The organism is Candidatus Moraniibacteriota bacterium, from assembly GCA_028688415.1.
Lineage (GTDB): Bacteria > Patescibacteriota > Minisyncoccia > Moranbacterales > UBA1568 > UBA1568.
Map to the genome: position 1 here is coordinate 338,688 of JAQTYF010000001.1, position 22,763 is coordinate 361,450.

Genomic DNA, 22,763 nt, shown 5'->3' on the forward strand with positions numbered 1-22,763 from the left:
GCTAATTACCTAAGGAGCCCTTTTCTTTTTTTATGGCTATTTTCTCACGTACCCCGTCCAAATAATCGAAATATTCCGATCCCAACTTTTTGTACAACGAAGAAGCAAACTGTCGATTCGGAAAGAGTATTTTTCCAAATCGATTTTCCTCAATAAGGAAATCCACCAACATCTTGTAATCGCCATCACCGGACACGAGAAACACTCTCTGAAAATTCTCTTTTTTATAGAGTTTTTTCATAACAGTAAAAATGATGTCCGAATCAACATTTCCCTTTTTCTTCCCGAGCATTGCTGTATTGTGTTCACGGAAAACCAATACAAATCCAGCAGCCTGAATCTCCTCATACAACTCTTGCCGAGCCTCCTGAACACATCCGAGAAAATAGTAAGCCTTCGCCACTCCATACTTCTTCTCAAGATAAATACGAAAACGCATCAGATCTATCCGCCACGGGTCTTGATTACGCTTGGCTGTACCCATGTAGAGGTTCTGACCATCTATAAATGCAAGATTTTCTATTTTTTGCATAAAATTATTTCTTCGAAAAATATATCGAATTTTTCTTTTTCAGATTATTCATGAACAGTTTGTATTGTGATTGATTTTTATTGAAGTGTTGCATTTTATACGTTTACAATACTTACATATAGTATAATACATCACTCTTTCTTTTTTATCAATATACTCACGAGTATACTACGCATCAATAGACCTCGTTACTGCTCATAAAAGCCAAGATGTTGCTTACATACCCCCTTAATTTTTTTGACTCTTTTCTCTCAAAATCTCTTCCCTTCAGATTCATTCATAATCTCACGGCCGTGGAATTATGAATGAATTGGTTTTGAAAGGAGTTACATCTGACTAGGGATTTTCAGATAAGTATTATTCTTCGGGCAATCCAGGCATATGAGAAAATTGGTCTTTGAGAGTTGCATACGGTGGTGTTATGGGTTTGCAAAAAAAAATGTACCTGACTCCTTTTCTTCTCTAATATTTTTGGCTAACTTTTCATATGTTCATTATACACACAAACAAAAACCAGCCCGAAGGCTGGTGAAATTTATATCAAAAATGTACCTGGCTCCCTTTCTTTTCGGATGCCTCGGACCAATTGCAATGCGCTGTCGATCAAGAAGACCTCCGCCAGTTATTAGCTTAAAAATTAGGAGAAAGAACATCCAACGAAAAACCAGTATTCTCGATTACCTAAAAAGTATAATAGTATAGTTATTTATTATAATTTTTTTTAACAATATCAATAATTTTTGACGTATCTCTCTCTAATAAATAATAGCCACTCTTCAATAAATCATTATCAATATAATAAGGAAATATAAGTCCAAAAGCGTTCCCCGAATAAGGGGCATACCCAAGAGCTTCGTTTAATGAAATTTTTTGTTTTGTTTTATAAAGTAGTCCTCTATTCCATTTATTATCGATGTAATACTTTCCCTCTCTATATTTGTAAACCCCTATTGTCCAGTAATGCGGACAAAGATGACATTCGCCATTTACTAACTCAGGATGAGCAAAAATCAACTCTACACCATTCTCCCTGTCAATATCCAAAAATTCAACCAAATGATCCGTATTAGTAGAATTAAGGATTTTTCCGTTCATTTGTATTTGACCAGTATTGAAACCTTCCAATTCTCTATATTTTTCATTCTCTGTGACGGATTCAATATAATCATTATTTTTTCTAAATAACTGATCTTTAATATAGGAAATAATCGGCACACTTTCCATTGGAACAATATATCCTGAAGAATTATCAAAAACAATTTGTTGTAGCTCTGTCCCGCTCCCACAGACACTGCCCAACAACTTCACTATAATTTCTTCATCATGATCATTATCAAGATCAAAAAATTTCTTTTCATATAACCAAAAACCACCTTCTGATTGGGAAAAAATAAATTTTCGCTCCAACAAATACTTACTATTAAATAATATTTTTAACGGATTCTCATATTGCTCATAAACAAGCATCATTGGTGGTTTTAACTCGATTTTTTTATCTAAATCACATTGTTTTTTATATTGATTATCCTGCGCAAATACAACTAGAGATTGTTCCCCATAATTTCTTAATTCTACTTCAAATAGTTCAACTTCGTAACCATCACTTTCTAGATCGTGTGTAATATTTTCTGCAAAATTTTTATTAGAAAACAATGAAGGAACATTCCCAGTATTCCTATAGTAAACATACCCCCACATAACGATCATAATTAAAACCGCTAACACAGACATCACAAAATTCTCAATTAATCTTCCTATCATTTAATGTATGTACTAAACAATAAAACACCTTTCTTTCTCAGATTTACTCTGACTTGACATTTAGCTAAAAAAGGTGTAGTCTCAAACATAAGAAGTCGGTATATGTGCGGATAGCCATGGCCGACTTTTTTGTTACACAAGTACTTCAAAAATGCCCAAATCACCACTCATTTTTCTTTCTATAAGCCTTACCATCATTTTTTCAATCTTTGTTGTTTTTCTCAATCCACCTATTTTCATTTCATAAACTATACTCGCCATTATGGCTAAACTATCAGCTATTTGAATATCGTCATCCAAGTTTAACTTATTCACTAAACTTAATGACGTAATTTTTTCACGATAGTTTGAACCGGTTATACCTTCTGAGGGTATCCCCACCCCTTGCAACCTTGCATGAGCTTCAATCAGATACTTGTCCTGAGATGGATCTGACTCTACAACAATTTTTCCATTATCCGTATCAAGATGGTTCTTAACAAATTCTTCTAACATTTTATTATAAGCCTTCCTTAGTATTGCCACTTCATTCCACCCCAACTTTTTTGCTTTCATTTTGTCGGTTATAACAAAAGCCAGTGATATTTTTTCAGAATTTAATATAGTTGTAAACTCTGCCCAAAATCGCATTTCTTTTTCTAAATCTTCACGTAATAGAGCAAATGGGCCCTTTTTCCGAAGCATGTCCCGACAATGAAAAACAAGATCTTCATTACCAAAATATTTATTCTTCAATTTACACATCAATAATTTCAGTCTGGGCTTGTAACTTTCTGGAATTATAATGCCAGAAAGAATGAAGTTTTTAGAATGATGGCTTAGACTAGCTTTCCCAGTTTCATCTAAAGCTAAAATTTTATACCCTTTCATAATTTAAAAAATTATTCTATTATCTGAGTAATATTTTTAATGCAGACTCTACATCTTTATGTTTGTATGTATTACATAAATGATTTCAGTATAGATTGCTAAAAACCCTCTGTCAACTAATCTTAATTAAAAACACAAGAAACAAAAAAACCATTTTGCGATGAGTTTCAATGTCCCTTCACGGTTGGTGGGCTTACAGTACTACCGAAAAATTCCCCTCCACAGGTGGGCAAACTTTATCTTGGGGTACTATAATAATCCAGATTCACGTCTAAACTTTTATAAAAAATGTACCTGGCCTTTTTTCTATTTTTGACTCAACCTTATTTATGGCAAGAAAAATTAAAAAACAAGAACCATATATGCCTTAATCATAATGGGAAACAATCTTTTTACCACAACTCAAAAGGTAATCATAAGAAACTATTTGTATATGATTGAGGTTGGAATTCAGCATTCGCAAAGCTTCAAACTGCTCATTATTAAAATTATTCGTTCTGCCTGCGATAATTTTTATCCGAGGTCGTAAAATTTTCGCCTTATGCTCCTTTTCTAAAACAAGTTTTTGTTCATCCATCTTTTGTAAATAAAACAAACACTGGCCAATAACCTTTGAGAGATCTGGCGAAAGATAGTAACTCTTATGACTGGCATCATACTTGAAAATATCATACTCTAATTTTGGTCTTTTAAGCTCAATCAAATCCAAAAAACCGTCCATTGATTCCATCAACAAATCAGCTTCGCTAAATAATGCTATTTTCCTTGCATCATGCTTTTGTGTATATTCAACTCCAAATATCCAAAGATTTTTTTCAATCCAATTTTGAAAAATTTTTTCTGGTTGACCAGCGAAATATGCACTCAAATTATCATGCTTTTTTATTTCTTCAACTATACTGCCTCCCTCCTCTAATCCTAAAAGTTGCTCTAAGTTATTCAGTTCAATTTGATAAGATTTATGTTTGTGTGCCGCTGAAAGATTTTTTAATTCAATTTCGGATAATGATTCAAGAATAGTTTTAATCTTTTCATCACCAGAAAATTTATCCAAGATTAATTTTAAAATATCTAGGTCAATATTCTTTAAGCCATCAAGCATGCCAGCAAGCTCATCGGTTGTTTCAATAAATTTTCCAGAAACAATCTTCGAGTCATCCTTAATTATGGAAATTTTATTTAAATTCTCATACAATTTTTTAATTTCCTCAAAACAAAGTATCTCAGAAAATTTTGGCTGTCCAGTATTTTTATCATATGCATAAAAAGACATTCTTAAAGAATCAGTGCTTGTAACACCTTGTTTTATTCCTGAAAAATTTATATTCAGCACAACGTTATCGTTTGAGAATATTTCGTCATGAAATTGAACACTCATGTTAGATTTTTGCAAGTGGATTTTCATATCGGGCTGATTCGGGCAAATATCCATCTGCTTGTACAAACTGAGGCATATTATCAAGTATTTTCACGCTTGAGATATCATTAAGATTAAAAAATCTCCAGCTTGGTAATGGCTTCTCTATGGTCGTATCTGACTCACCACCAGTTTGAAATAAATCGACCTTCGTACTTTGTGCACCTAATTTTGCAGTAAAAACAAAAACCGCATGAGGATCACCTATTCTCTCTCCGCCAATTTGTCCTTGTTTATTGTATTCAAAAGAAACTGAGCAGCGCCTCTTAATTGCCTCTTTTAATATTTCTAGTGTATTCATTATTTTTTTGTAAAGAATTATAATTTATGAATAATGCCCCCAATCCCTTCTATATACCCAGCTTGTTTTCCACTTTACATAATCCCCTGGCTCAAATGTATCACCTGAAACCTCAATACTCACCATACGAGCTGGATCAATAGACACATTATGAAGCTCTCCCTCAGGACTTTCCAGGTCCCATACATGATACTTATCGGATTTATCAATGGCATTATCTTTTTGGGATGGCCCGAAATCGAATGGTATACATAGTCTTATTATCCGACCCTTGGACCGAGAATTCCATGTTATCCTCACCTTCAACTTCCCATCTATTGCCTTCAAGAAATTTTCTTTCATATTGTTTTTATATATTATTTATAGCTTAAAAAAACAAAAACCCCGGAAGACTGGGGTGTTGGAATAATCTTTCGAAAATAGCTCCTTTCTTTCTTCTTTTAATATTTGGAGTGCTTTTTATTTTTATCAACTCTTTTGTGCTTCTATTATAGCATACTTTCAGGAAAAAATCAATGGTCGTCTATTTTTTCTTACTTCACAAATCGTATTTGCAAATTATATTTGATTCTTTTCTCGCCATTCTCCGTATAGAAATCACCGAATTTATGTCTCGTCGTACTAGGAGTGTCTAGTTTTGTATTGTCATACAAATAATCCTCAAATTTATCTCGATTATAAATATGATAGCAGACAACATCACCATCTTCTTTGACGATAATATAACCGCCATGGGCGCTTGCATAACCGTCCCATTCCTTCTTCGGTGTCATACCTAAAGCGACATCAGATAAAAATCTCTTCATTTTAAATGCGAAATCTCTCTTGTTCAAATCAAGTTTCTTACAGAAATCTGCATCATCAGAAACAGAATCTACCAAATCTGAAATCTTAGAGGCTTTACCCTTATAGTAATGCTTCAAAATTTCAGCGATCATCTGAGGAAAATTCGAATCCACTTTTCTGAGATTTGTTCTGAATCCTTCATTATCCATGCTAACAAATTCCAGATGACCACCAGCATCATATACATGCTTGGATTTTTCCCTCACGGCAGAAATATTATTTTCAGAAGAAGCCTCGCTGAAACTCTCTACTACTTTATAAGTGAAATTCGTAGCACCAGATGCATTAAGGAGTGTCGAGGGTGAACCCAACATGGATTTGATACTGAAACCAAGTTCGGGAAATTCTGGTGATTTTTTATCATGCAAAACAATCGTAAGATCAGCCTTGTGTATATTGGAAGCTTTGATTTGAATACACCGTAAATCCTTCATCACACCTTCTGCTGATAAAACCTGAAAAGTGGTGCCATTTGAATTCTTCATTTCTTCAAAAATTTCTGCAACCTTCGATTTTATCTTATTTATCTCAACAATATTACAAAATTCACTTTTCTCATCCCTGATTACTACGTTTCCATCTTGCTTGGAAATATCATAAGATTTTCGGCTCTCTGTTTCTTCTCGGATGATCTTTAAGACAATATGAAAATTATCCTTTAAGATCTCAAGGTTTTTATCTGCAGTAAACATCTTTCCATCTGTAAGGATTTTCAGAAAAGCATAAAACTCACTCCATTCCCCTTTATTTCCTTTTATCATAAGTATTCAATGATTCTATAATTGCCTTAGCGACAGCTTGTATGGCAGGAACAGCTACAGCATTTCCAAGTTGCTTCATCGCCTGAGATTCTGATACTGGAAATTTATAACTACTTGGAAATCCCATCATTTTTTTACCTTCTATAGGAGTCAACTTTCTGACTTTTCCGTCCACAACATAAGAATCCCAATTTCTTCTGTCGTTTATACCCGAACCTCTGCCTCCAACTCTTAATGTATAACCAATTTCTTTTTCAACTTTTCCTCCGAATATATCAGACATTTTTTTCTTCAATTTCACTGGTTCAGGAAAAGAGAAAGGGATTTTCTTATTCTTAAAACCAACCATGAAAAGACGGGCTCTATGTTGAGGTAAATTAAAATCAGAGGCTTTAACTATTTTATAATGAAAGGAATACCCTAACTCTTCTTCTATCACTCTTTTTATTGTTGCGAACGTTTTACCATTATCGTGTTTCAACAAATGTCTTACATTCTCTATAAAAAATGCTTTCGGTTTTTTCTCTTTTATTATCCGAACAATGTTAAAAAAAAGTGTCCCTCTCGTATCTTCAAAACCTTTCTTGAATCCCGCTTGACTGAATGGCTGACAAGGAAAACCTCCTGTCAAAATATCAAAGTTTGGAATCTCTTTTGGTTTAACTTTTTCGATATCTCCTGCAAAATATCCTTTTTCAAACAATTCAGGTTCAACTTTCTTGAAGTTTGCTTCATAAGTCTTCCTTGCGGCATCATTCCATTCACTAGAAAAAACACATTTTGCACCTGAATTTTTAAAAGCAATATGAAAACCTCCAATTCCAGCGAACAGATCTATGAATGTAATTTCTTTTTGAGCCTTTTTTTTGTGCATGTTGATATTTTAAGCTTCCTAGATTATCGACAATATTATCACGATTCTTAACTCCAATCAAATGATTGATTTTCTAATTTGAACAGAGTTTTCATGCTTTGATATATATCTTTTGTTACTATGACATGGTCAAAAATCGGCATATCAAGTATCTTTCCTGCGTGCACCAATTTCTTCGTCATTTCCACATCTTCCGGGGAAGGTTCGAGGTCTCCTGATGGATGATTGTGAGCGATGATGATACTCGCAGAGTGGAGAGCGACTGCTGGTTCGAATACTTCTCTCGGATGGACGAGGCTCGCATTGAGCGTGCCGATAGAGATGATTTGTCGTTCGATGAGACGATTTTGTGTATCAAGATAAAACGCAACAAAATGTTCTTTCTTCGAATCACGAAAATCCATACATGATTTCCATACATCCTCCGGAGAGAGTATTTCTTGATTGCGATTCGATTGCAGACGCTTTCCTAATTCGATGACGGCAATTATTTGAGAGGCCTTCGCTTTTCCGAGTCCCCTTGTTTTGAGAAGTTCCTCAAAGGTTATTTTCTCTGCTCCGTCTCGTATGAGCATTTTGAGAATTCTCTTGGATAATTGGAGAACATTCAGCCCCTTCGTACCTGATCCGAGGAGAATGGCAAGGAGTTCATAATCTGCCAATTTCTCTGTACCATATCTTGCGAGCTTTTCTCTCGGCAGATCAACTTTCGGCAAATCTTTTATCTTCGACATATTTTTTGTCTCAATAACAGCAAAATACGGCATCTTCCAAATCTCCCCACCTCTCCAATCTACTCCTTTTTCTCTCTCTCGTAAACCCACCGTCTGAAAAAAATATTGTGGTGAGATAAGGAAAACAAGCCAAAATATGGCTTGTTTGGAAGTATCTGAGGAAAAGTGTCCGCCTCTCTACTTCTTACTGTTCTTGCGACGGCGAAGGAGAGCTCCAGCGGTCTTGAAACAGACGAGAATATCGAGCCAGAGCGACCAGTTCTCGATATAGAACACATCGAGATGGAACTCGTCTTCGAAAGCGAGATCAGAGCGTCCGGACACCTGTGCCATACCCGTCACGCCTGGTTTGATAGTGAGCAAGCGACGATGATACTCGGAATAGCGTGCGACTTCACGTTCCTGATGAGGTCGTGGACCAACGAGACTCATACTCCCCTCGAGAACATTGAAAAATTGTGGAAGCTCATCGAGTGAGAATCGTTCGATGAAGGCACCAACTCGCATCTTGCGTGGATCATCCTTGATCTTGTAGAGAACCCCTCCCTGACGTGTATTGCGTTCTACGATGAGTTTCTGCTCATACGCCATCGCTTCATCGAGATGCTTGTTCTCATCCGTGATGCAGTATTTCCAGAGCATATAACGGAATTTGTAGACAAGAAATTTCTTGCCATTTTCTCCGATACGTTCGTTCTTGTAAATGATGGGACCATCTGGGTCTTCGAGTTTGATAAGAAGAGCGATAATCGCCATAAACGGTGAAAAGAGCACGAGCAAAACAAATCCAGCAATGAGATCGTAAATGCGTTTCAGTACCCGTCCCCAACCATCGAGCGGTGTATGCTGAAACTCGATAATCGGTTCGCCATTGAATATCTGCATCGAAAAATTGGTTGTCTGGAGTACGGTCGGAAAATATCGATAGAGAATATTGTTGATCTGACAGTAGTCGAAGAGTTTTGCTTGTTCGTCGTCGGTAATGGACGTGTCACCGATGATGATTTCATCGATACCCTTCATCTGTCGAATGTCCTTGATATGAGAAACACTGGCATCATCAATATGGTCGACGACTCGATAACCGAGTTCTTTTTTCATTTGCAAGAAAGTTTTCATTTTTTCCATCTTGGCATTGAAGCCGATCAGAAGTACACGATGCATACCGATGCCTTTGTTCACGAGGAGCCACTTCTGGATACGCTGGATGACATATCGGGCGGAGACGACATAGATAACGGCAAAAAACCAACCAATGATAATGACGAAACGAGAAGAAAACCATTCCCTATTGAGAAACACAGCGACAATCAATATGATGAGTCCGAGCGTGATAGATTTGGCAACGCCATACGCTTCTTGCCAGAATCGTCGTGTCACTCGCATCCGATACAGACCCTCGAGAGCGAGGATAAAAATGAAGAAAGGCGCTACGGTAAATGCAAAGTCGAGATAATCATTGAACGTCAGGTTGAACACGCGAGAGACATAGCTCTCAAATATCGGTAGTCCACGAAGAAAATAGGCAGTAATAGCTGCCAAGACAATCATAGCGAAGTCCACAGGGACCTGAATACTACTGAAGAATATTTCTGAACGTTTCACCCTATTAGAATTAACAGATTATATATCACGAATACCCTGATAATAAACGTACCCTATTGAATAATCGACATTACATTTTATAGCCAAAAAATTCTAACAGGGCGAGTTTTCTGAAATAATATTTATCGTTCTTTTCCAAAACAGACCTATAAGCCGGATTCTGTCTCTCCTTTGCAGAAGAGGATCATCATTTCTCTTGGTATGCCGTTGCCGACACACTCTTGGCGGTTCTCTCCGATTGCTCAGAGCACGACCTTGCACTCGGGTAAGGATTTAGCTGTTGCATCCCCTATGTTTCCATAGGACTGAACCCTTGCAGGTCCTCTCCTCTCTTTCGGGAGGAGACATCTCTGTTCGCACCTCGCACCTCACGGTGTATGGGAATTACCCATTACCTGCTGTCAACCGAAGTTGGCGAGTGTCCGGACTTTCCTCACTCCTGTTCCTTGCGAAACAGGTCGCGCGATAATCCAATCTGTTCTGGAAAAGAACGACAAATCATTCAAAATAGGCACAATTACAATTATAGCACAAAAACTCATTTTTGTCCATAATAAAACTCGTTTAGAGGCGTAAACGAGCGTCAAATCGTTCACTGGCCAAAGCAACAATCCGGTCAAAAGCGTCGTCCATCTCCTGACTGGAGAGTGTCCGGTCAGAAGCGCCGAAAGAGAGATGGAATGCGAGACGCTTCTCATCATCTTGTTCGTACAAATCAAAAAGTTCACATTTCTGAAGCAGTGGCGATCCGACTTCTTCGAGAAATTGTCGCACTTCTGCTACCGTCACCTTCCGTCCACTGACAGATGGAAAGGTGAGCGAAATATCGCGAACAGCGTAAGGAAACTTCTGAAGTGGAGTAAAAATTCTTTCCTGATTCTGGAGTTGTCCGAGCGTGACGGTATCTATCTCTGCTACTGCGAGACGTGATTCGAGACCGTAGGCTTTCAGTGTTTTCGGATGGAGTTCGCCGACGATACCGCAGACCTTCCCCTGGGCGACGAGCACAGCGCTCCGTGTCGGATGGAACATCGCGAGTGTCGGCAACACGCTCATATATTTTTCTGGTACTTCCCAGAGTATGGCGCGATTATCGATATGGAGGGTCTCACAAAGCTGTTCAACATGTCCCTTCATGACAGAGAATGCATTTGTCTCAGAGTATCTTTTCTTGGAAAGCACGGTAACGAGGCCGAATGATTTGGTTTCAATCGGTATTTTTTTCTTGGTATCTTTGATAAAAATACTCCCTGATTCAAATATATCAAACGTATCGAATGATCGGAGATTTTCCTTGGTCTTGCGAAGTAAGAGCGGAAGAAGTGTCATACGGAGATACTTCTGATCAGGACTGAGTGGGTTCTCGAGTTCTAGGTGTTGTTCGAATGGAAGAGACGCTCCGACGATTTCTTTTTCTCCATAGAAAGAGTACGTCATGATTTCATCAAACGATGAATGAGCGAGACACTGCTTCATTTCTCGTTCCAGTGTTTTCAGTGGATTGTTCGGTATCGTCTCAAGAGGGAGGAGTGGTGCGACTGCGGGAACTTTGTCATACCCTCGCATACGGGCGATTTCTTCGACGAGGTCCCACTCATCACGCAGATCGGGACGACGAGTCGGGACTGTGACGTCGAGTGTGTCTTGATGCTGTATTTTCTTCACCGTCAATCCGAGTAATGCGAGATACTGAACAATCTCGAAAAGAGGTACAGAAGTTCCGAGTATGTTTGTGACGGTCGATATCGGAAGAAGAATCTTCCATGGTTTGGCAATTTTCGGATAGACATCTCGCATACCAATGAGCTTGCCTCCAGCAAGAGTCGAGACGAGAGCGACGACTTCGTGAGCCACTTCTCCAGGCAGGTTCGGATCGAGACCGCGTTCGTATCGATAACTCGCATCCGTCGAGAGATTGTGTCTCGTCTTGGTACGACGAATCGTCGATGCATCAAAAGTCGCGATTTCAACAAAGATATTTTTTGTCTCAGTCGTGATACCAGAATATTTACCTCCCATCACACCTGCGAGTGCGAGCACTTTTTTCGTATCGGTAATGACGAGATCATCAACGGTCAATTTCTTCACTTCACCAGTGAGAAGTGTCAGTTTTTCATTCTTCTTGGCCTTGCGAATGGTGATGGCAGGAGCGAGGGTATCCGTATCAAAGGCGTGTATCGGCTGACCAGTGAGAAGCATGATGTAGTTCGTCATATCGACGATGTTGTTTATCGGGCGGAGACCAGAGAGAATGAGTTTCACTTTGAGCCAGAGCGGTGATTCCCCTATCACGATATTGGTGAAAGCAAGTCCGAGATACCGTACGCATGCTTTCTTGTCATCGATAATCACTTTCGGTGAACGATTGTACGAAGGGATGCGGAGTGTGGTTTTCTTCTTCTCGACTACCTGTGGTGTGTGTCTATCGAGAGCAGAAATCTCGCGTGCGAATCCTCGGAAAGCAATCGCGTCCGATCCTCGATCAGGCAGTACTTTCGCTTCGATAATCGTATCATCGAGACCGACAAAGTTCACAAAAGACGCACCGACAGGAGCATCCTCTGGAAGAACGAGTATTCCTGCATGATCATCACCGAGACCGAGTTCCCGAGCAGAGCAGACCATTCCACTCGATTCGATACCACGGAGTTTCGCAACCGCAATATGGATACCTCCTGGGAGATCCGTCCCTGGGAGAGCGACGGCGACTTTCTGTCCTTCGGTAATATTGGGAGCACCACACACGATCGTGCGAATATCTTTCTTGCCAACCTGGATCTGTGTCACGTGCAATTTATCAGCATCAGGATGCTGTGCCACCGAGAGGACGTGTCCAATGATCACTCCTTCGATACCATGATTGAATTTCTCGATGCCCTCCACTTCAAAAGAATGCTTCAAAAGAAGTTTCGCGAGTTGGTCGGCATTTTTTTTGGTACCGGAGAGTTCTTTGATGAATCGATATGGATAATGCATACGTTTTTTCTTTTCTCATTACAAATAGCTTCCTCCTCTAAAAAAATCTAAAACTGACGAATAAGGCGGAGATCACCTGACATCAGGAGACGTATATCAGGAATCTTGTACTTCATCATCGCGAGACGAGTGAGACCGAATCCCCATGCGAATCCCTGATACTGTCCACGCTTGTATCCTACTGATTCAAACACGTGCTGATTCACCATACCAGCACCACCGATCTCGAGCCAGCCAGTCTGCTTGCACGTCGGACATCCTTTCGCATCACAGATGATACAGCTGATGTCAAATTCGAATGACGGTTCCGTAAAAGGAAAGAAACTTGGCCTGAGACGCACAGAAACGTCTTTGCCAAAAAATTTCCCAAAGAATGTTTCTGCAATGTATTTGAACGTCGCCACGGTCACTTTGCCCGGCTCATCTACCATGAGACATTCGAATTGATGAAAAGTAGACTCATGAGAGGCATCAGTTGCTTCATTGCGGAACACTTTTCCTGGAACAATAATCCGAAATGGCGGTTTATTTTCCTTCATAAAACGGACTTGTACAGCAGAGGTTTGTGTTCTCGGTAGATAACGACTTTCTATATTCTTTCCTTTTTTCAATCCACCCTTCGTCTGGGCAAGCCAAAAAGTATCCTGCATATCGCGTGCCGGATGATCAGTCGGAAAATTGAGGGAATCAAAATTATAGTGTTCTGTCTCTACTTCTGGTCCATCAGCGAGAGCAAAGCCCATCGAAGAAAAGATGTCCTGAACTTCGTTTTCGAGAATGGTGATCGGATGAAGATGTCCAGTAGACATAGCAACACCAGGAGTCGTCACATCGATACGCTCCCCTTCCCAATCAATACTCTTTTCTGCAATAATATTTTTCGCTTCTTCGAAAATGCGATACAGAGTTTGCTTGGTCTGATTGCCGAGTGGACCGATGATTTTCTTTTCTTCGGGAGTGAGATCCTTCAGTCCTTTCAGAATATCATTCAATTCGCTCTTGCGACCGAGATATTTCACCTCCCACGTTTCCAAAAGCACCATCGTAGACACTTCTGCGAGAGATAATTCCGCTTCTTCAGCAATTTTTTTGATTCGTTGTTGTAACATACTGGTATTCTATCAGCTTTTGCAGTTTATTCAAAAATAACGCGGACGAAATCTTTTTTTCCGACACGCAGAACCTGGCGATCAAAACGTTCATCAAGAATCGTATTCACATCACTGATTTTTTCTTGATTGAGAGAGACCGCTCCTTGATCGATCTTTCTCCGAGCATCTGATTTGCTCTCGGCGAGTCCGAATCCTGCCATCATATCAATCAGTTTCTCGCCCCGGTCAATCTTGATCTCGCGAACGTCTTCTGGAATGTGTCCTTTCGAGAATGTATCGATGAAATATTGTTTCGCTTTCTCTGCTTCTTCTTTTCCATGATAGAGTGTCACAATTTCTTCTGCGAGGCGAACTTTCGCATCGCGAGGATTGCCACCGGTCACGATTTCTTCGGCTCTCTTGGCAATCTCATCGAGCGAAACATACGTACAATCAACAAACATCTGTATAATCATTTCATCGGAGAGGGCCATGGTCTTGCCAAACATATCTTGAGGAGAATCATTGAGTGCGATGTAGTTTCCTTCGCTCTTGCTCATTATTTTCTTCTTCGTTATCGGATGTTCGAGAAGTGTCGTCGCCAAGACAAATTTTTCTTTTTGATGGAAAATTTTCTGGAGCGTCCTCCCTGCGAGCATATTAAACGTCTGATCCGTCCCTCCGACTTCGACATCGACATCCATAGCAACACTATCATACCCTTGAAGCAGTGGGTACAAAAATTCATTCAGATACACAGGATGACCGCTTTCTATTCGTTTCTCAAACATATCTCGTTCGAGCATTTGCTGTACGGTGAAATTCTGAGAAAGACCAATAACATCCCCGAGATTCATCTGTGCCAGCCACTCACTGTTTCTTTTGAGAAGTGCTGGATTTATCTTTGCATCAAAATCGAGTAATTTAGAAACCTGATCTTTCCAAGTCGCAATATTTTCTTCGACTTCTTCTTTGGTCAGTGCTCGTCTCTCAGTCGCACGTCCACTCGGATCCCCGAGCATCGCAGTGAAGTCACCAAACAGAACAATCACTTCGTGACCCAATTGTCGAAAACGTTCGAGCAACATAAAGTTAGTAGCGTGCCCCAAATGAAGTTGTGGCCCAGTAGCATCTGCTCCAATATAAATACGGAGCTTTTTATCACTCATCAAAACTTCTTTTAATTTTTCTTTGGACGGTAAAATATTTGCCACACTTCGTGTCAAAAGTTCTTCTATTTGTTGTTCTTTGTTCTCCATAAAGATTTTTTATTTCACCATTCGATTAACTCTGGATCATTTGAGACCGAGTTTGGCTTTGGTCAGACGATACTGATCATCAGAAATCTGTCTTGCTTTGCGCATCGATTCGAGCGAGGCAAGGATTTCTGTTTTGTTCTTTTCGATATTTTTCGGTGTCATTGCCTTCTTCATCATCTTCTCTCGTTCTGCTGGACTCATATTCATGAGACGCTTCATCGCAAAACGCTGAAACATATTCATATCTTTCATATCGGGCCAGCCCGCAGGAGCTACGCTTCCAGCGTTGCTGGCGGGCATCCCGGGGATAGTTGGGAGCTCTTCTTTGTTATCATCGTTCTTGCTGAAAGGATTCCATTTCATAAGTATGTAGATAGTTGATAAATGATAATTGATCTTGCGTTATCCTCGCATCTTCATCTTATACCGTGTCACGAGGAGTGCCGATGCTACATAGATAGAAGAGTAGGTTCCGAATGCGACACCGATGAGTATTGCCAGTGCGAAGTATTTGATACTTTCTCCTCCGAACAAGACAATCGCTAGGAGTGTAACGATAACCGTAAACGAAGTATTGAAAGATCGTCCGAGGGTTTCATTGATTGAACGATTGACCGTAATCTCAAAATCTTCTTTTTTGTTCGAGCGGAGGAGATTCTCACGGATACGATCATAGACGACAATGGTATCATTGACGGAATAACCGAGAATAGTGAGAAGTGCTGCCACAAAAGGAACACCGATTTCTACGCCATAAAATTCTCCCAAGAAAGAGAACACACCAATCGTAACGATAATATCATGCGCCAGTGCAATAATAGCACCCAATCCATATTCCCATGATCCTACGAGTCCAGACACACGACGGAAAGCCCAGGCAATATAGAGAGCGATACCGATGATAGAGAGGATGATACCGATGATTGCTTGTTTCTTGATTTGTTCGGAAACCGATCCGCCAATAAAGTCTGTGCGGAGAAGGAGAATATTTTCATCAAAACTCTGAAGCTTTTCCAATACCTGTTCATTCGCCACTTCATCAGATGCCAGATAGCGAAGAAAGAGAGACCTCTCTCCTGTCGGTTGTATCGTCAGACTTTGGAGGGAAAATGGGGCAAGCGATTCTGTGATCACACCTATAGCAGGCACTGTTTCAGAGAATTGCACTTCCATCAGCGTTCCTCCTTTGAAATCAATACCGAGGTTCAGTCCCCAGACAAAAAGCGCTCCAATGCTCAAGAAAACAGCTCCGAGTGAGAAAATGTACAGGTAAACTCTTTTTTGAATAATATTTATCATATTCTTTTATTCAGTAGTTGGTGGAAGCTTCTTCCGAGGAACAAACAGCCAGAGATGTCTCTCTGCCCAGCTCGTCACAAGGAATCGCAGTGTGACACGGACCAACACCACAGCTGTAAACATCGAGAGAAGGATACCGAGCGTCAGGATGAGAGCAAAGCCTTTTACAAAACCCGTTCCGGAACCGATAAGGATGAATGTCGTAATGAGTGTCGAATAATTGCCATCACGGATACTCGGCCACGCACGACGGAAACCTTCATCGAGAGCTTTGTAAATATTCTTGCCGTATCCGAGTTCTTCACGAGTACGTTCGAAAATAAGGACGTTCGCATCCACTGCCATACCGATAGAGAGGATAAATCCAGCAATACCAGATAACGTAACGGTAATCGAAAATGGAGTGAAGGTAGAGAGTTTGAAAATCGTGAGGAGCATCGCTGTGTACAGGATGAGTGCAAGCACCGCGATGACACCCAAGAAACGATAGTAAAAAATCATAAAGACAGCAACGACTCCGAGACCGATCATCCCAGCGAAGAGACTTTGCTTCAAGGCATTCTGTCCAAGCGATGCATCGACACTTTGTTGTCCGACGAGCGTAATCGGTACTGGGAGAGCTCCTTCATTTAAGCGTTTCACGAGATCATTAGCTTGTTGCATTGTGTAATTTCCAGTAATAACGGCTTGTCCAGCTGGTATTTCCGCTTGAATCGTCGGAGCATATGGTGGATCTGATTTATCAATAATTCCATCACCATTTGTATCAGTTATCGGAAGACCATCAAGAACAATCGCTAATCCTTTGCCAATATTACGTTTAGTGATATCTGCGAAAAGCTGTGTTCCTTCATCATCAAACTGAAGTGCGACCTGAGGAGAACCGACACCCTGACTCTGATAATCCACACTCGCATTTTTCAAATTTTTCCCTGACAGACCCGTAGCTACCCACTGTAGTTCTGGATACTGTTCGATGGAACGTTTCATAAACAAAATATGGGAAGCACGAACCTCTCGATCTTCACCCTCACCCCTTTCTTCTACTTTCCTTATGATGTGCCACCCGTACTGACTCTCGACGAGTGTCGGATAGATACTTCCTGATTGCAAAGATGCATCAAAAACAACAGAATCAAATTCTGGGACAAATGTCCCTTGTTTCACAAAATCGAGATCTCCACCTTTCTCTTTCGATCCTGGGTCTTGACTGAATTCTCCAGCAAGTGCAGAAAAATTTTCTCCTTTCTTCGCACGCTCGAGAACCTGTTCTGCTTGGACCTTCGTTTCTTGATTGAGGGTTACGAGTTGTTTCAGAGTATCAGAATCGGGATCAATCTGTTCACGAAACTCGAGAAATGGAGTTTCTTTGATCATTTTCTTGGCTTGTTCGATATCTTTGATGCCTGGAAGTTCCACGATAATACGCTCTTCGATACCTGATCGTGACAACTGTACCAGTGGTTCCCCGACACCAAATGCGTTCACTCGACGTTCGATCACTGCCTGGACAGCAGAAAGAGCTTCACTTACCTTGCCATCAGGGACTTGCGAGACATCAGCTTTGTATTCGAGATGAATGCCTCCTTGCAAATCGAGACCCTGATTGACCTTCCACGAATCGACAACATCAAAAACCGGTGGAGCAAATCTTACCAACGGTGGATAGGCAATAATACCTACGACGAGACTGAGAAATAAAACGAGAAGAAAATGCGTACGTCTTTTTTCAGATTGATTCATACGGTAATACGGATAACAAGAGAATAAGTAAAGCGTTGAGATTTGAGACAATTACTAAGAGCAGTATAACCGAAAGAAAAGAGCAAGGCAAGTGCCTTTTTCTTCATATTTTTTCTCAAATCACTCTACAAAACCTTACACTATCATTCTCTCATCGAGACGTTTCAAAAGGCGCTCGATATGAGGCAATGTTTTGGCAACATACGATTCGTAGTCAGCAATGGAAGTGAGTAGACCATTCTCGAGAACAAATGTCTGTGTCAGACGCACACGTTCCAAGAAACGACGGTCGTGTGTCACGAGAAGCAAAGTACCCGGGTAGGTGTCGAGCGCTTCTTCGAGTGCTTCGATAGCCTCAAGATCGAGATGATTCGTCGGCTCATCGAGCACGAGCACATTGGCACGCATCGCAGAAAGCAACGCAAGAATGAGACGTACACGTTCTCCAGGACTCAATGCATCAATCTTGTCATTCAATACATCTGGTGCGAATTGGAAAGAAGCAAGATGCGTCGCGATGACATCACGTTCTCTTATATCGAGACGGTCTCGAAAGAGTTCATACGGTGTACTACTTTTAGAAATATTTTCATATTCCTGCATCAAAAATCCAAAAATAAGTTTCTTTCCACAAATTCTCTTCCCACTTATCGGTGCAAGTGATCCTTCGATTACTCGGAGCAATGTCGACTTGCCTACACCGTTGTTTCCGAGAAGAGCGAGACGTGTTCCAAACGGAATCTTCATATCAATCGGTCCACCGGAAAAACCGTCAGGGTATCCAAAACATACTTTACGCAACACAATCGCACCCTCCTTCTCTACCGCAGGTGATTCGAATGACATCATAAGAGGATCGCGTATGAGCGGTTTTTCGACAGTATGGAGACGTTTCTGACGTTCTTCGAGCGCTTTGGCCGAAGCAGTAAATTTCCGCGTTGCACGCTCTTTTTTGAAATTTGCGGACATCGTATCCTTGTCTGGAGCTTTCTTATTCTTCACACGTTCTACCCAATCCATTTTCTGATCAACAGAGATGATGAGGCGTTCACGTTCTTCCTCCTGCATACGATACTGCTCTTTGTGTTTTCGGATACTGTGCGCTTTCATCTCTGCAAATGAACTCCAATTCCCTGTGTACATCGTCACGTCACGTTTGTACCAATCGATCTCCATAATTTTTTGCACAACATTGTCGAGAAAACGACGATCGTGTGAAGCGATGATGCATGTTGTCGAAGAACGGTTGAGGTATTTTTCCAACCATAAGAGCGATGGGAGATCGAGATTGTTCGTCGGTTCATCAAGAAGAAGCATATCCACACCACGGAGGAGCACTCCTGCCAAAGCGGCTTTGCGTTTTTCACCGCCCGAGAGTTCTGACAAGGGACGATTATTATCGATATGAGAGAGCATCAATCCTTCGAGGATCATTTTTGCTTTATACGGAAAATTGTATCCACCGAGACGTTCGTATTCTTGACGAAGCATCTCATATTTTTCGAGGAAGATAGGTTCTGCGATATGTGGTTCGAGAAGAGACATTTCTTTTTCGAGATCATACAGCCCTGCCATTCGTCGTAAATACGTGAGGAGCGTTTCTTCTGAATCAGCGAGAGTTTCCTGAGAGAGATATCCGGTCAAAACACGATTCGGTTTTTGTATCGTTCCTCTGTCTGGTGTCTCTATCCCAGCAATGATCTTGAGCAGAGTGGATTTTCCTGCGCCATTCTGTCCGACGAGAGCGACTTTCTGACCTTCGCCAATAGAAAAAGCCACCTTCTCGAGAACGCGGACGGTACCATATATTTTTCGAACATTTTTGAGAGTCAGCATAAGAGATGGCAACTTTTTTACTTAAAATAAGAGGCTTCTAGGCCCTGCAGACCGAATAAAAACAATACAATAAAAAATGACTTTTGTAAAGCCCAAAAACGTAAATTCTCTCGCAATGATGGTGATGTTTTTATCGGAGAAACAAACTTTTTAGATACTGTTTTTCTTTGTTATATATATTTCTGTTTCAGAAAGAATCCTCTTGGCATTGGCAAATGTCACCTTGTCGAGCGCTCGTTCGTATGGCAACCAGAGAAACCCTGTATGTTCGAAAGAAATATGCACATCAAATGTCTTTGTTTTGGCAGGATAAAAATGTACCTGTTTGAAAATCCAAATGCCTTTCTTGTTCCGTAGACGCTTGGCTCGTTCACTTCCTTTGGCAACATAGAAGAATCGTGTACTCAACCGAAAAGGAAAAGTCACGGTATCAGAAATCCCTGTCTCTTCCTCGGTCTCCCTACGGAGAGTCATTTCTTCGGTCTCATTTGCTTCGACGTGACCCTTCACAAAATCAAAATGTCCGCTCGGATAATGGAGCAAGAGATATTCTCGAACACCATTATTCATACGAAACAAAACAGCCCCGATAGAAGTTTCCCATATCACAGGGAAGCCACACCACTTGAGAAGAAAATACAACGGCTTGATCACTGGTACACGCATAGATGTTTTGAAAGACAATATAACTTCTTTAGAGTACAATAGAATTGTGAATTGACAAAATGATCTTTTAATGATTGAATATAATACTATCTTCTTGCTTTATTTAAAACATAACACATACCAGCAGATGAGACGAATGCTCTTGCGTGAAATTCTCTGGATTATTTTTCTTACCGTATTAGGAACTTCCATCGGTATCCTTGCTATTTATTTCTTTGGAACTCCGAGCGTCCAAGAAATCGCTCATTTTCCCCTTCATCAAAGCACGAGATTTTTTGATCGGACCGGCACAACCGAACTGTACCGCCTCTACGACGAAGAAAATCGTCTCGTTATCGCACACGATGCCATCCCCGATACTATCCGTCTCGCGACCATCGCATCCGAAGATGCTCATTTCTACGCTCATCAAGGTATTGATATTCTTGCTATACTCCGTGCGCTCATCGTTGACGTCAAAAGCGGAGAAATCAAACAAGGAGGGTCGACGATTACCCAACAACTGGCGCGCAGCCTCTACCTCACACGAGAACGTACTTTACAACGAAAAATCCGTGAACTTTTTCTCGCTGTCAAAATCGAAAATCATTTGAGTAAAGACGATATTCTTGATTTTTATCTCAATACCGTCCCCTATGGATCCAATGCGTATGGTATCGAGACAGCATCAGAAACATTCTTTGGGAAAAAAGCCACCGATCTCACGCTCGAAGAAGGCGCACTCCTCGCTACACTGCCAAACGCTCCAACACTCTTTTCTCCTTATGGAAAGAATGTTGAAGGACTTCGATCGAGACAGAGAGCTCTTTTGAATCGGATGTATGATCTCAGATTCATCACAGAGCAAGAGCTCGAACAGGCACTCTCGGTAGATATTATTTCCAGCATTCTTCCATTGAAACGAAATATCGTCGCACCACATTTTGTCTTTTATGTCATTGCTGAACTGGAAAAAAACTATTCGCGAGAACAACTGGAGACGGAAGGATTTTCGATCTACACAACCATCAATCTCGATCTCCAGAACGCTGGCGAAGAAGCTGTTTCGGATGGTGCAAAGAAAAATATTGCTAGAGGTGCAACTAATGCTGGACTCGTCGCTCTTGATGCAAAAACAGGTGAAGTTCTCGTAATGGTTGGCTCCAAAGATTATTTCGATGAAAGCGTCGATGGGAATGTGAATATTACGATACGGGAGCGACAACCTGGTTCTGCATTCAAGCCATTCGCCTATGCAAAAGCCTTTGAAAAAGGATTCCAACCAGAATCAATCGTCATCGATCGTCCTATCAATTTTGGTCCTGACGGTTCTGGACGTCCATATATTCCGAGGAATTACGATGGGAAATTTCATGGGGTACTGACGATGCGTCAGGCACTCGCAATGTCTCTCAATGTCCCCGCGGTGCAGACTCTCGCTCTCGCAGGTGTCATAGACACTATCGAACTCGCTACTCGCCTCGGTATCACGACACTGACCGATCCATCACGTTATGGTCTGGCGCTCGTACTTGGTGGAGCAGAAGTGAGACCGATAGATATGGCAAGTGCTTTTTCGGTATTCAGTCAAGAAGGCATGCGTCATCCTCTCAAATCGATACTGAAGATCGTCGATAAAAATAATGAGGAATATGTTCGGATCAAAGATACGGAAAGTACACGTGTTCTTGAAACAGATATTGCTCAGAAAATTAATTCCATTCTTTCGGATAATACGTCTCGTACACCTATATTCGGAGCTCGTAGCCCCCTCGCTTTCCCTTCTGGTGTATCAGTCGCCGCCAAAACAGGGACGACACAGAATTTTCGTGATGCCTGGACGGTCGGGTATACACCATCCATCGCTGTAGCAGTATGGGCCGGTAACAATGATAATCACCCTATGAAAGCTGGTGCGGATGGTATCTTTGTCGCTGCCCCGATATGGCGACAGTTTATGAATATTGCGCTCATTCATTTTCCAGAGACGGGTTTCACTGCGTACGAAAAAACAGCTCTCCCAGAAAAGAATATGCTTTCATCCAACACGCAAAAAACAATGTATTTTGATAAAAAAACTGGTCGAGAAATCTCTCCAGAGAAAGCCAGGAAACTGAAAAAGAATCGTGTCGAGACACGAGTGATCGATATTATTCCCGGAGAGATAGCTCTGATTCAAGAGACTCCGACTCCGAAGAAAAAGAAATAGGTAT

General features: G+C 40.8%; 19 protein-coding genes and 1 other RNA gene. 1 reads left to right on the top strand and 19 read right to left on the bottom strand.

All coding sequences use genetic code 11. The features are described 5' to 3' along the window. Nucleotide 1: 1 nt before the first annotated feature. The 19 genes from PHH40_01615 to PHH40_01705 form a co-directional block, all read right to left on the bottom strand. Nucleotides 2-532 (bottom strand): NYN domain-containing protein, encoded by a 531-nt coding sequence (locus PHH40_01615; protein ID MDD2766447.1) that lies wholly within the window; start codon nucleotides 530-532, stop codon nucleotides 2-4. 702 nt (nucleotides 533-1,234) lie between these two features. Next, complete coding sequence (locus tag PHH40_01620; GenBank protein ID MDD2766448.1) at nucleotides 1,235-2,293, bottom strand: hypothetical protein; 1,059 nt, start codon at nucleotides 2,291-2,293, stop codon at nucleotides 1,235-1,237. 132 nt (nucleotides 2,294-2,425) lie between these two features. Beyond that, nucleotides 2,426-3,163: a hypothetical protein gene (locus PHH40_01625; protein MDD2766449.1), complete on the bottom strand. Its 738-nt coding sequence runs from the start codon at nucleotides 3,161-3,163 to the stop codon at nucleotides 2,426-2,428. A 367-nt stretch (nucleotides 3,164-3,530) separates the two neighbouring features. Further along, nucleotides 3,531-4,568, bottom strand: a complete 1,038-nt coding sequence (locus PHH40_01630) for a DUF4263 domain-containing protein (protein ID MDD2766450.1) — start codon at nucleotides 4,566-4,568, stop codon at nucleotides 3,531-3,533. Then, a complete protein-coding gene (locus PHH40_01635; protein ID MDD2766451.1) occupies nucleotides 4,543-4,881 on the bottom strand; it encodes a hypothetical protein in 339 nt (112 codons plus the stop codon). The genes PHH40_01630 and PHH40_01635 overlap by 26 nt, the downstream gene beginning before the upstream one ends. 24 nt (nucleotides 4,882-4,905) lie before the next feature. Then, nucleotides 4,906-5,223 (bottom strand): hypothetical protein, encoded by a 318-nt coding sequence (locus PHH40_01640; GenBank protein ID MDD2766452.1) that lies wholly within the window; start codon nucleotides 5,221-5,223, stop codon nucleotides 4,906-4,908. 191 nt (nucleotides 5,224-5,414) lie between these two features. After that, the gene (locus tag PHH40_01645) at nucleotides 5,415-6,488 is read right to left on the bottom strand and encodes an HpaII family restriction endonuclease (protein ID MDD2766453.1); all 1,074 of its coding nucleotides are present in this window, start codon (nucleotides 6,486-6,488) and stop codon (nucleotides 5,415-5,417) included. Further along, on the bottom strand, nucleotides 6,472-7,362 hold the full coding sequence (locus PHH40_01650; protein MDD2766454.1) for a DNA cytosine methyltransferase: 891 nt from the start codon (nucleotides 7,360-7,362) through the stop codon (nucleotides 6,472-6,474). The genes PHH40_01645 and PHH40_01650 overlap by 17 nt, the downstream gene beginning before the upstream one ends. Before the next feature lie 47 nt (nucleotides 7,363-7,409). After that, nucleotides 7,410-8,096, bottom strand: coding sequence for a DNA repair protein RadC (gene radC / locus PHH40_01655; GenBank protein ID MDD2766455.1), 687 nt, complete (start codon nucleotides 8,094-8,096; stop codon nucleotides 7,410-7,412). Nucleotides 8,097-8,273: 177 nt separating this feature from the next. Continuing rightward, nucleotides 8,274-9,647 (bottom strand): sugar transferase, encoded by a 1,374-nt coding sequence (locus PHH40_01660; protein ID MDD2766456.1) that lies wholly within the window; start codon nucleotides 9,645-9,647, stop codon nucleotides 8,274-8,276. 187 nt (nucleotides 9,648-9,834) lie between these two features. Then, an RNA gene (gene rnpB, locus PHH40_01665) (RNase P RNA component class A) lies at nucleotides 9,835-10,183 on the bottom strand. Between the two features lie 82 nt (nucleotides 10,184-10,265). Next, the gene (pheT, locus tag PHH40_01670) at nucleotides 10,266-12,677 is read right to left on the bottom strand and encodes a phenylalanine--tRNA ligase subunit beta (GenBank protein MDD2766457.1); all 2,412 of its coding nucleotides are present in this window, start codon (nucleotides 12,675-12,677) and stop codon (nucleotides 10,266-10,268) included. A gap of 47 nt (nucleotides 12,678-12,724) precedes the next feature. Then, nucleotides 12,725-13,786 (bottom strand): phenylalanine--tRNA ligase subunit alpha, encoded by a 1,062-nt coding sequence (pheS, locus tag PHH40_01675; GenBank protein MDD2766458.1) that lies wholly within the window; start codon nucleotides 13,784-13,786, stop codon nucleotides 12,725-12,727. Between the two features lie 26 nt (nucleotides 13,787-13,812). Next, the gene (gene tyrS / locus PHH40_01680) at nucleotides 13,813-15,027 is read right to left on the bottom strand and encodes a tyrosine--tRNA ligase (protein ID MDD2766459.1); all 1,215 of its coding nucleotides are present in this window, start codon (nucleotides 15,025-15,027) and stop codon (nucleotides 13,813-13,815) included. Between the two features lie 36 nt (nucleotides 15,028-15,063). Further along, a complete protein-coding gene (locus PHH40_01685) occupies nucleotides 15,064-15,390 on the bottom strand; it encodes a hypothetical protein (GenBank protein MDD2766460.1) in 327 nt (108 codons plus the stop codon). A 39-nt stretch (nucleotides 15,391-15,429) separates the two neighbouring features. After that, complete coding sequence (secF, locus tag PHH40_01690; GenBank protein ID MDD2766461.1) at nucleotides 15,430-16,326, bottom strand: protein translocase subunit SecF; 897 nt, start codon at nucleotides 16,324-16,326, stop codon at nucleotides 15,430-15,432. 6 nt (nucleotides 16,327-16,332) lie between these two features. After that, nucleotides 16,333-18,069, bottom strand: a complete 1,737-nt coding sequence (gene secD, locus PHH40_01695; GenBank protein MDD2766462.1) for a protein translocase subunit SecD — start codon at nucleotides 18,067-18,069, stop codon at nucleotides 16,333-16,335. A gap of 135 nt (nucleotides 18,070-18,204) precedes the next feature. Beyond that, entirely contained in the window at nucleotides 18,205-19,905 is a 1,701-nt protein-coding gene (locus tag PHH40_01700) for an ABC-F family ATP-binding cassette domain-containing protein (protein ID MDD2766463.1), read from the bottom strand. A 150-nt stretch (nucleotides 19,906-20,055) separates the two neighbouring features. Continuing rightward, nucleotides 20,056-20,571, bottom strand: coding sequence for an NUDIX domain-containing protein (locus PHH40_01705; GenBank protein ID MDD2766464.1), 516 nt, complete (start codon nucleotides 20,569-20,571; stop codon nucleotides 20,056-20,058). A gap of 127 nt (nucleotides 20,572-20,698) precedes the next feature. On the opposite strand from PHH40_01705, the gene PHH40_01710 reads away from it, so the two are divergent. Then, nucleotides 20,699-22,759 (top strand): transglycosylase domain-containing protein, encoded by a 2,061-nt coding sequence (locus PHH40_01710; protein MDD2766465.1) that lies wholly within the window; start codon nucleotides 20,699-20,701, stop codon nucleotides 22,757-22,759. The last annotated feature ends 4 nt before the right edge of the window (nucleotides 22,760-22,763 follow it).

Coding starts and splice junctions, on each gene's coding strand:
- PHH40_01615 (MDD2766447.1), bottom strand. CDS start 532: ATGCAAAAAATAGAAAATCTTGCATTTATAGATGGTCAGAACCTCTAC.
- PHH40_01620 (MDD2766448.1), bottom strand. CDS start 2,293: ATGATAGGAAGATTAATTGAGAATTTTGTGATGTCTGTGTTAGCGGTT.
- PHH40_01625 (MDD2766449.1), bottom strand. CDS start 3,163: ATGAAAGGGTATAAAATTTTAGCTTTAGATGAAACTGGGAAAGCTAGT.
- PHH40_01630 (MDD2766450.1), bottom strand. CDS start 4,568: ATGAAAATCCACTTGCAAAAATCTAACATGAGTGTTCAATTTCATGAC.
- PHH40_01635 (MDD2766451.1), bottom strand. CDS start 4,881: ATGAATACACTAGAAATATTAAAAGAGGCAATTAAGAGGCGCTGCTCA.
- PHH40_01640 (MDD2766452.1), bottom strand. CDS start 5,223: ATGAAAGAAAATTTCTTGAAGGCAATAGATGGGAAGTTGAAGGTGAGG.
- PHH40_01645 (MDD2766453.1), bottom strand. CDS start 6,488: ATGATAAAAGGAAATAAAGGGGAATGGAGTGAGTTTTATGCTTTTCTG.
- PHH40_01650 (MDD2766454.1), bottom strand. CDS start 7,362: ATGCACAAAAAAAAGGCTCAAAAAGAAATTACATTCATAGATCTGTTC.
- radC (MDD2766455.1), bottom strand. CDS start 8,096: ATGTCGAAGATAAAAGATTTGCCGAAAGTTGATCTGCCGAGAGAAAAG.
- PHH40_01660 (MDD2766456.1), bottom strand. CDS start 9,647: ATGATTGTCTTGGCAGCTATTACTGCCTATTTTCTTCGTGGACTACCG.
- pheT (MDD2766457.1), bottom strand. CDS start 12,677: ATGCATTATCCATATCGATTCATCAAAGAACTCTCCGGTACCAAAAAA.
- pheS (MDD2766458.1), bottom strand. CDS start 13,786: ATGTTACAACAACGAATCAAAAAAATTGCTGAAGAAGCGGAATTATCT.
- tyrS (MDD2766459.1), bottom strand. CDS start 15,027: ATGGAGAACAAAGAACAACAAATAGAAGAACTTTTGACACGAAGTGTG.
- PHH40_01685 (MDD2766460.1), bottom strand. CDS start 15,390: ATGAAATGGAATCCTTTCAGCAAGAACGATGATAACAAAGAAGAGCTC.
- secF (MDD2766461.1), bottom strand. CDS start 16,326: ATGATAAATATTATTCAAAAAAGAGTTTACCTGTACATTTTCTCACTC.
- secD (MDD2766462.1), bottom strand. CDS start 18,069: ATGAATCAATCTGAAAAAAGACGTACGCATTTTCTTCTCGTTTTATTT.
- PHH40_01700 (MDD2766463.1), bottom strand. CDS start 19,905: ATGCTGACTCTCAAAAATGTTCGAAAAATATATGGTACCGTCCGCGTT.
- PHH40_01705 (MDD2766464.1), bottom strand. CDS start 20,571: ATGCGTGTACCAGTGATCAAGCCGTTGTATTTTCTTCTCAAGTGGTGT.
- PHH40_01710 (MDD2766465.1), top strand. CDS start 20,699: ATGAGACGAATGCTCTTGCGTGAAATTCTCTGGATTATTTTTCTTACC.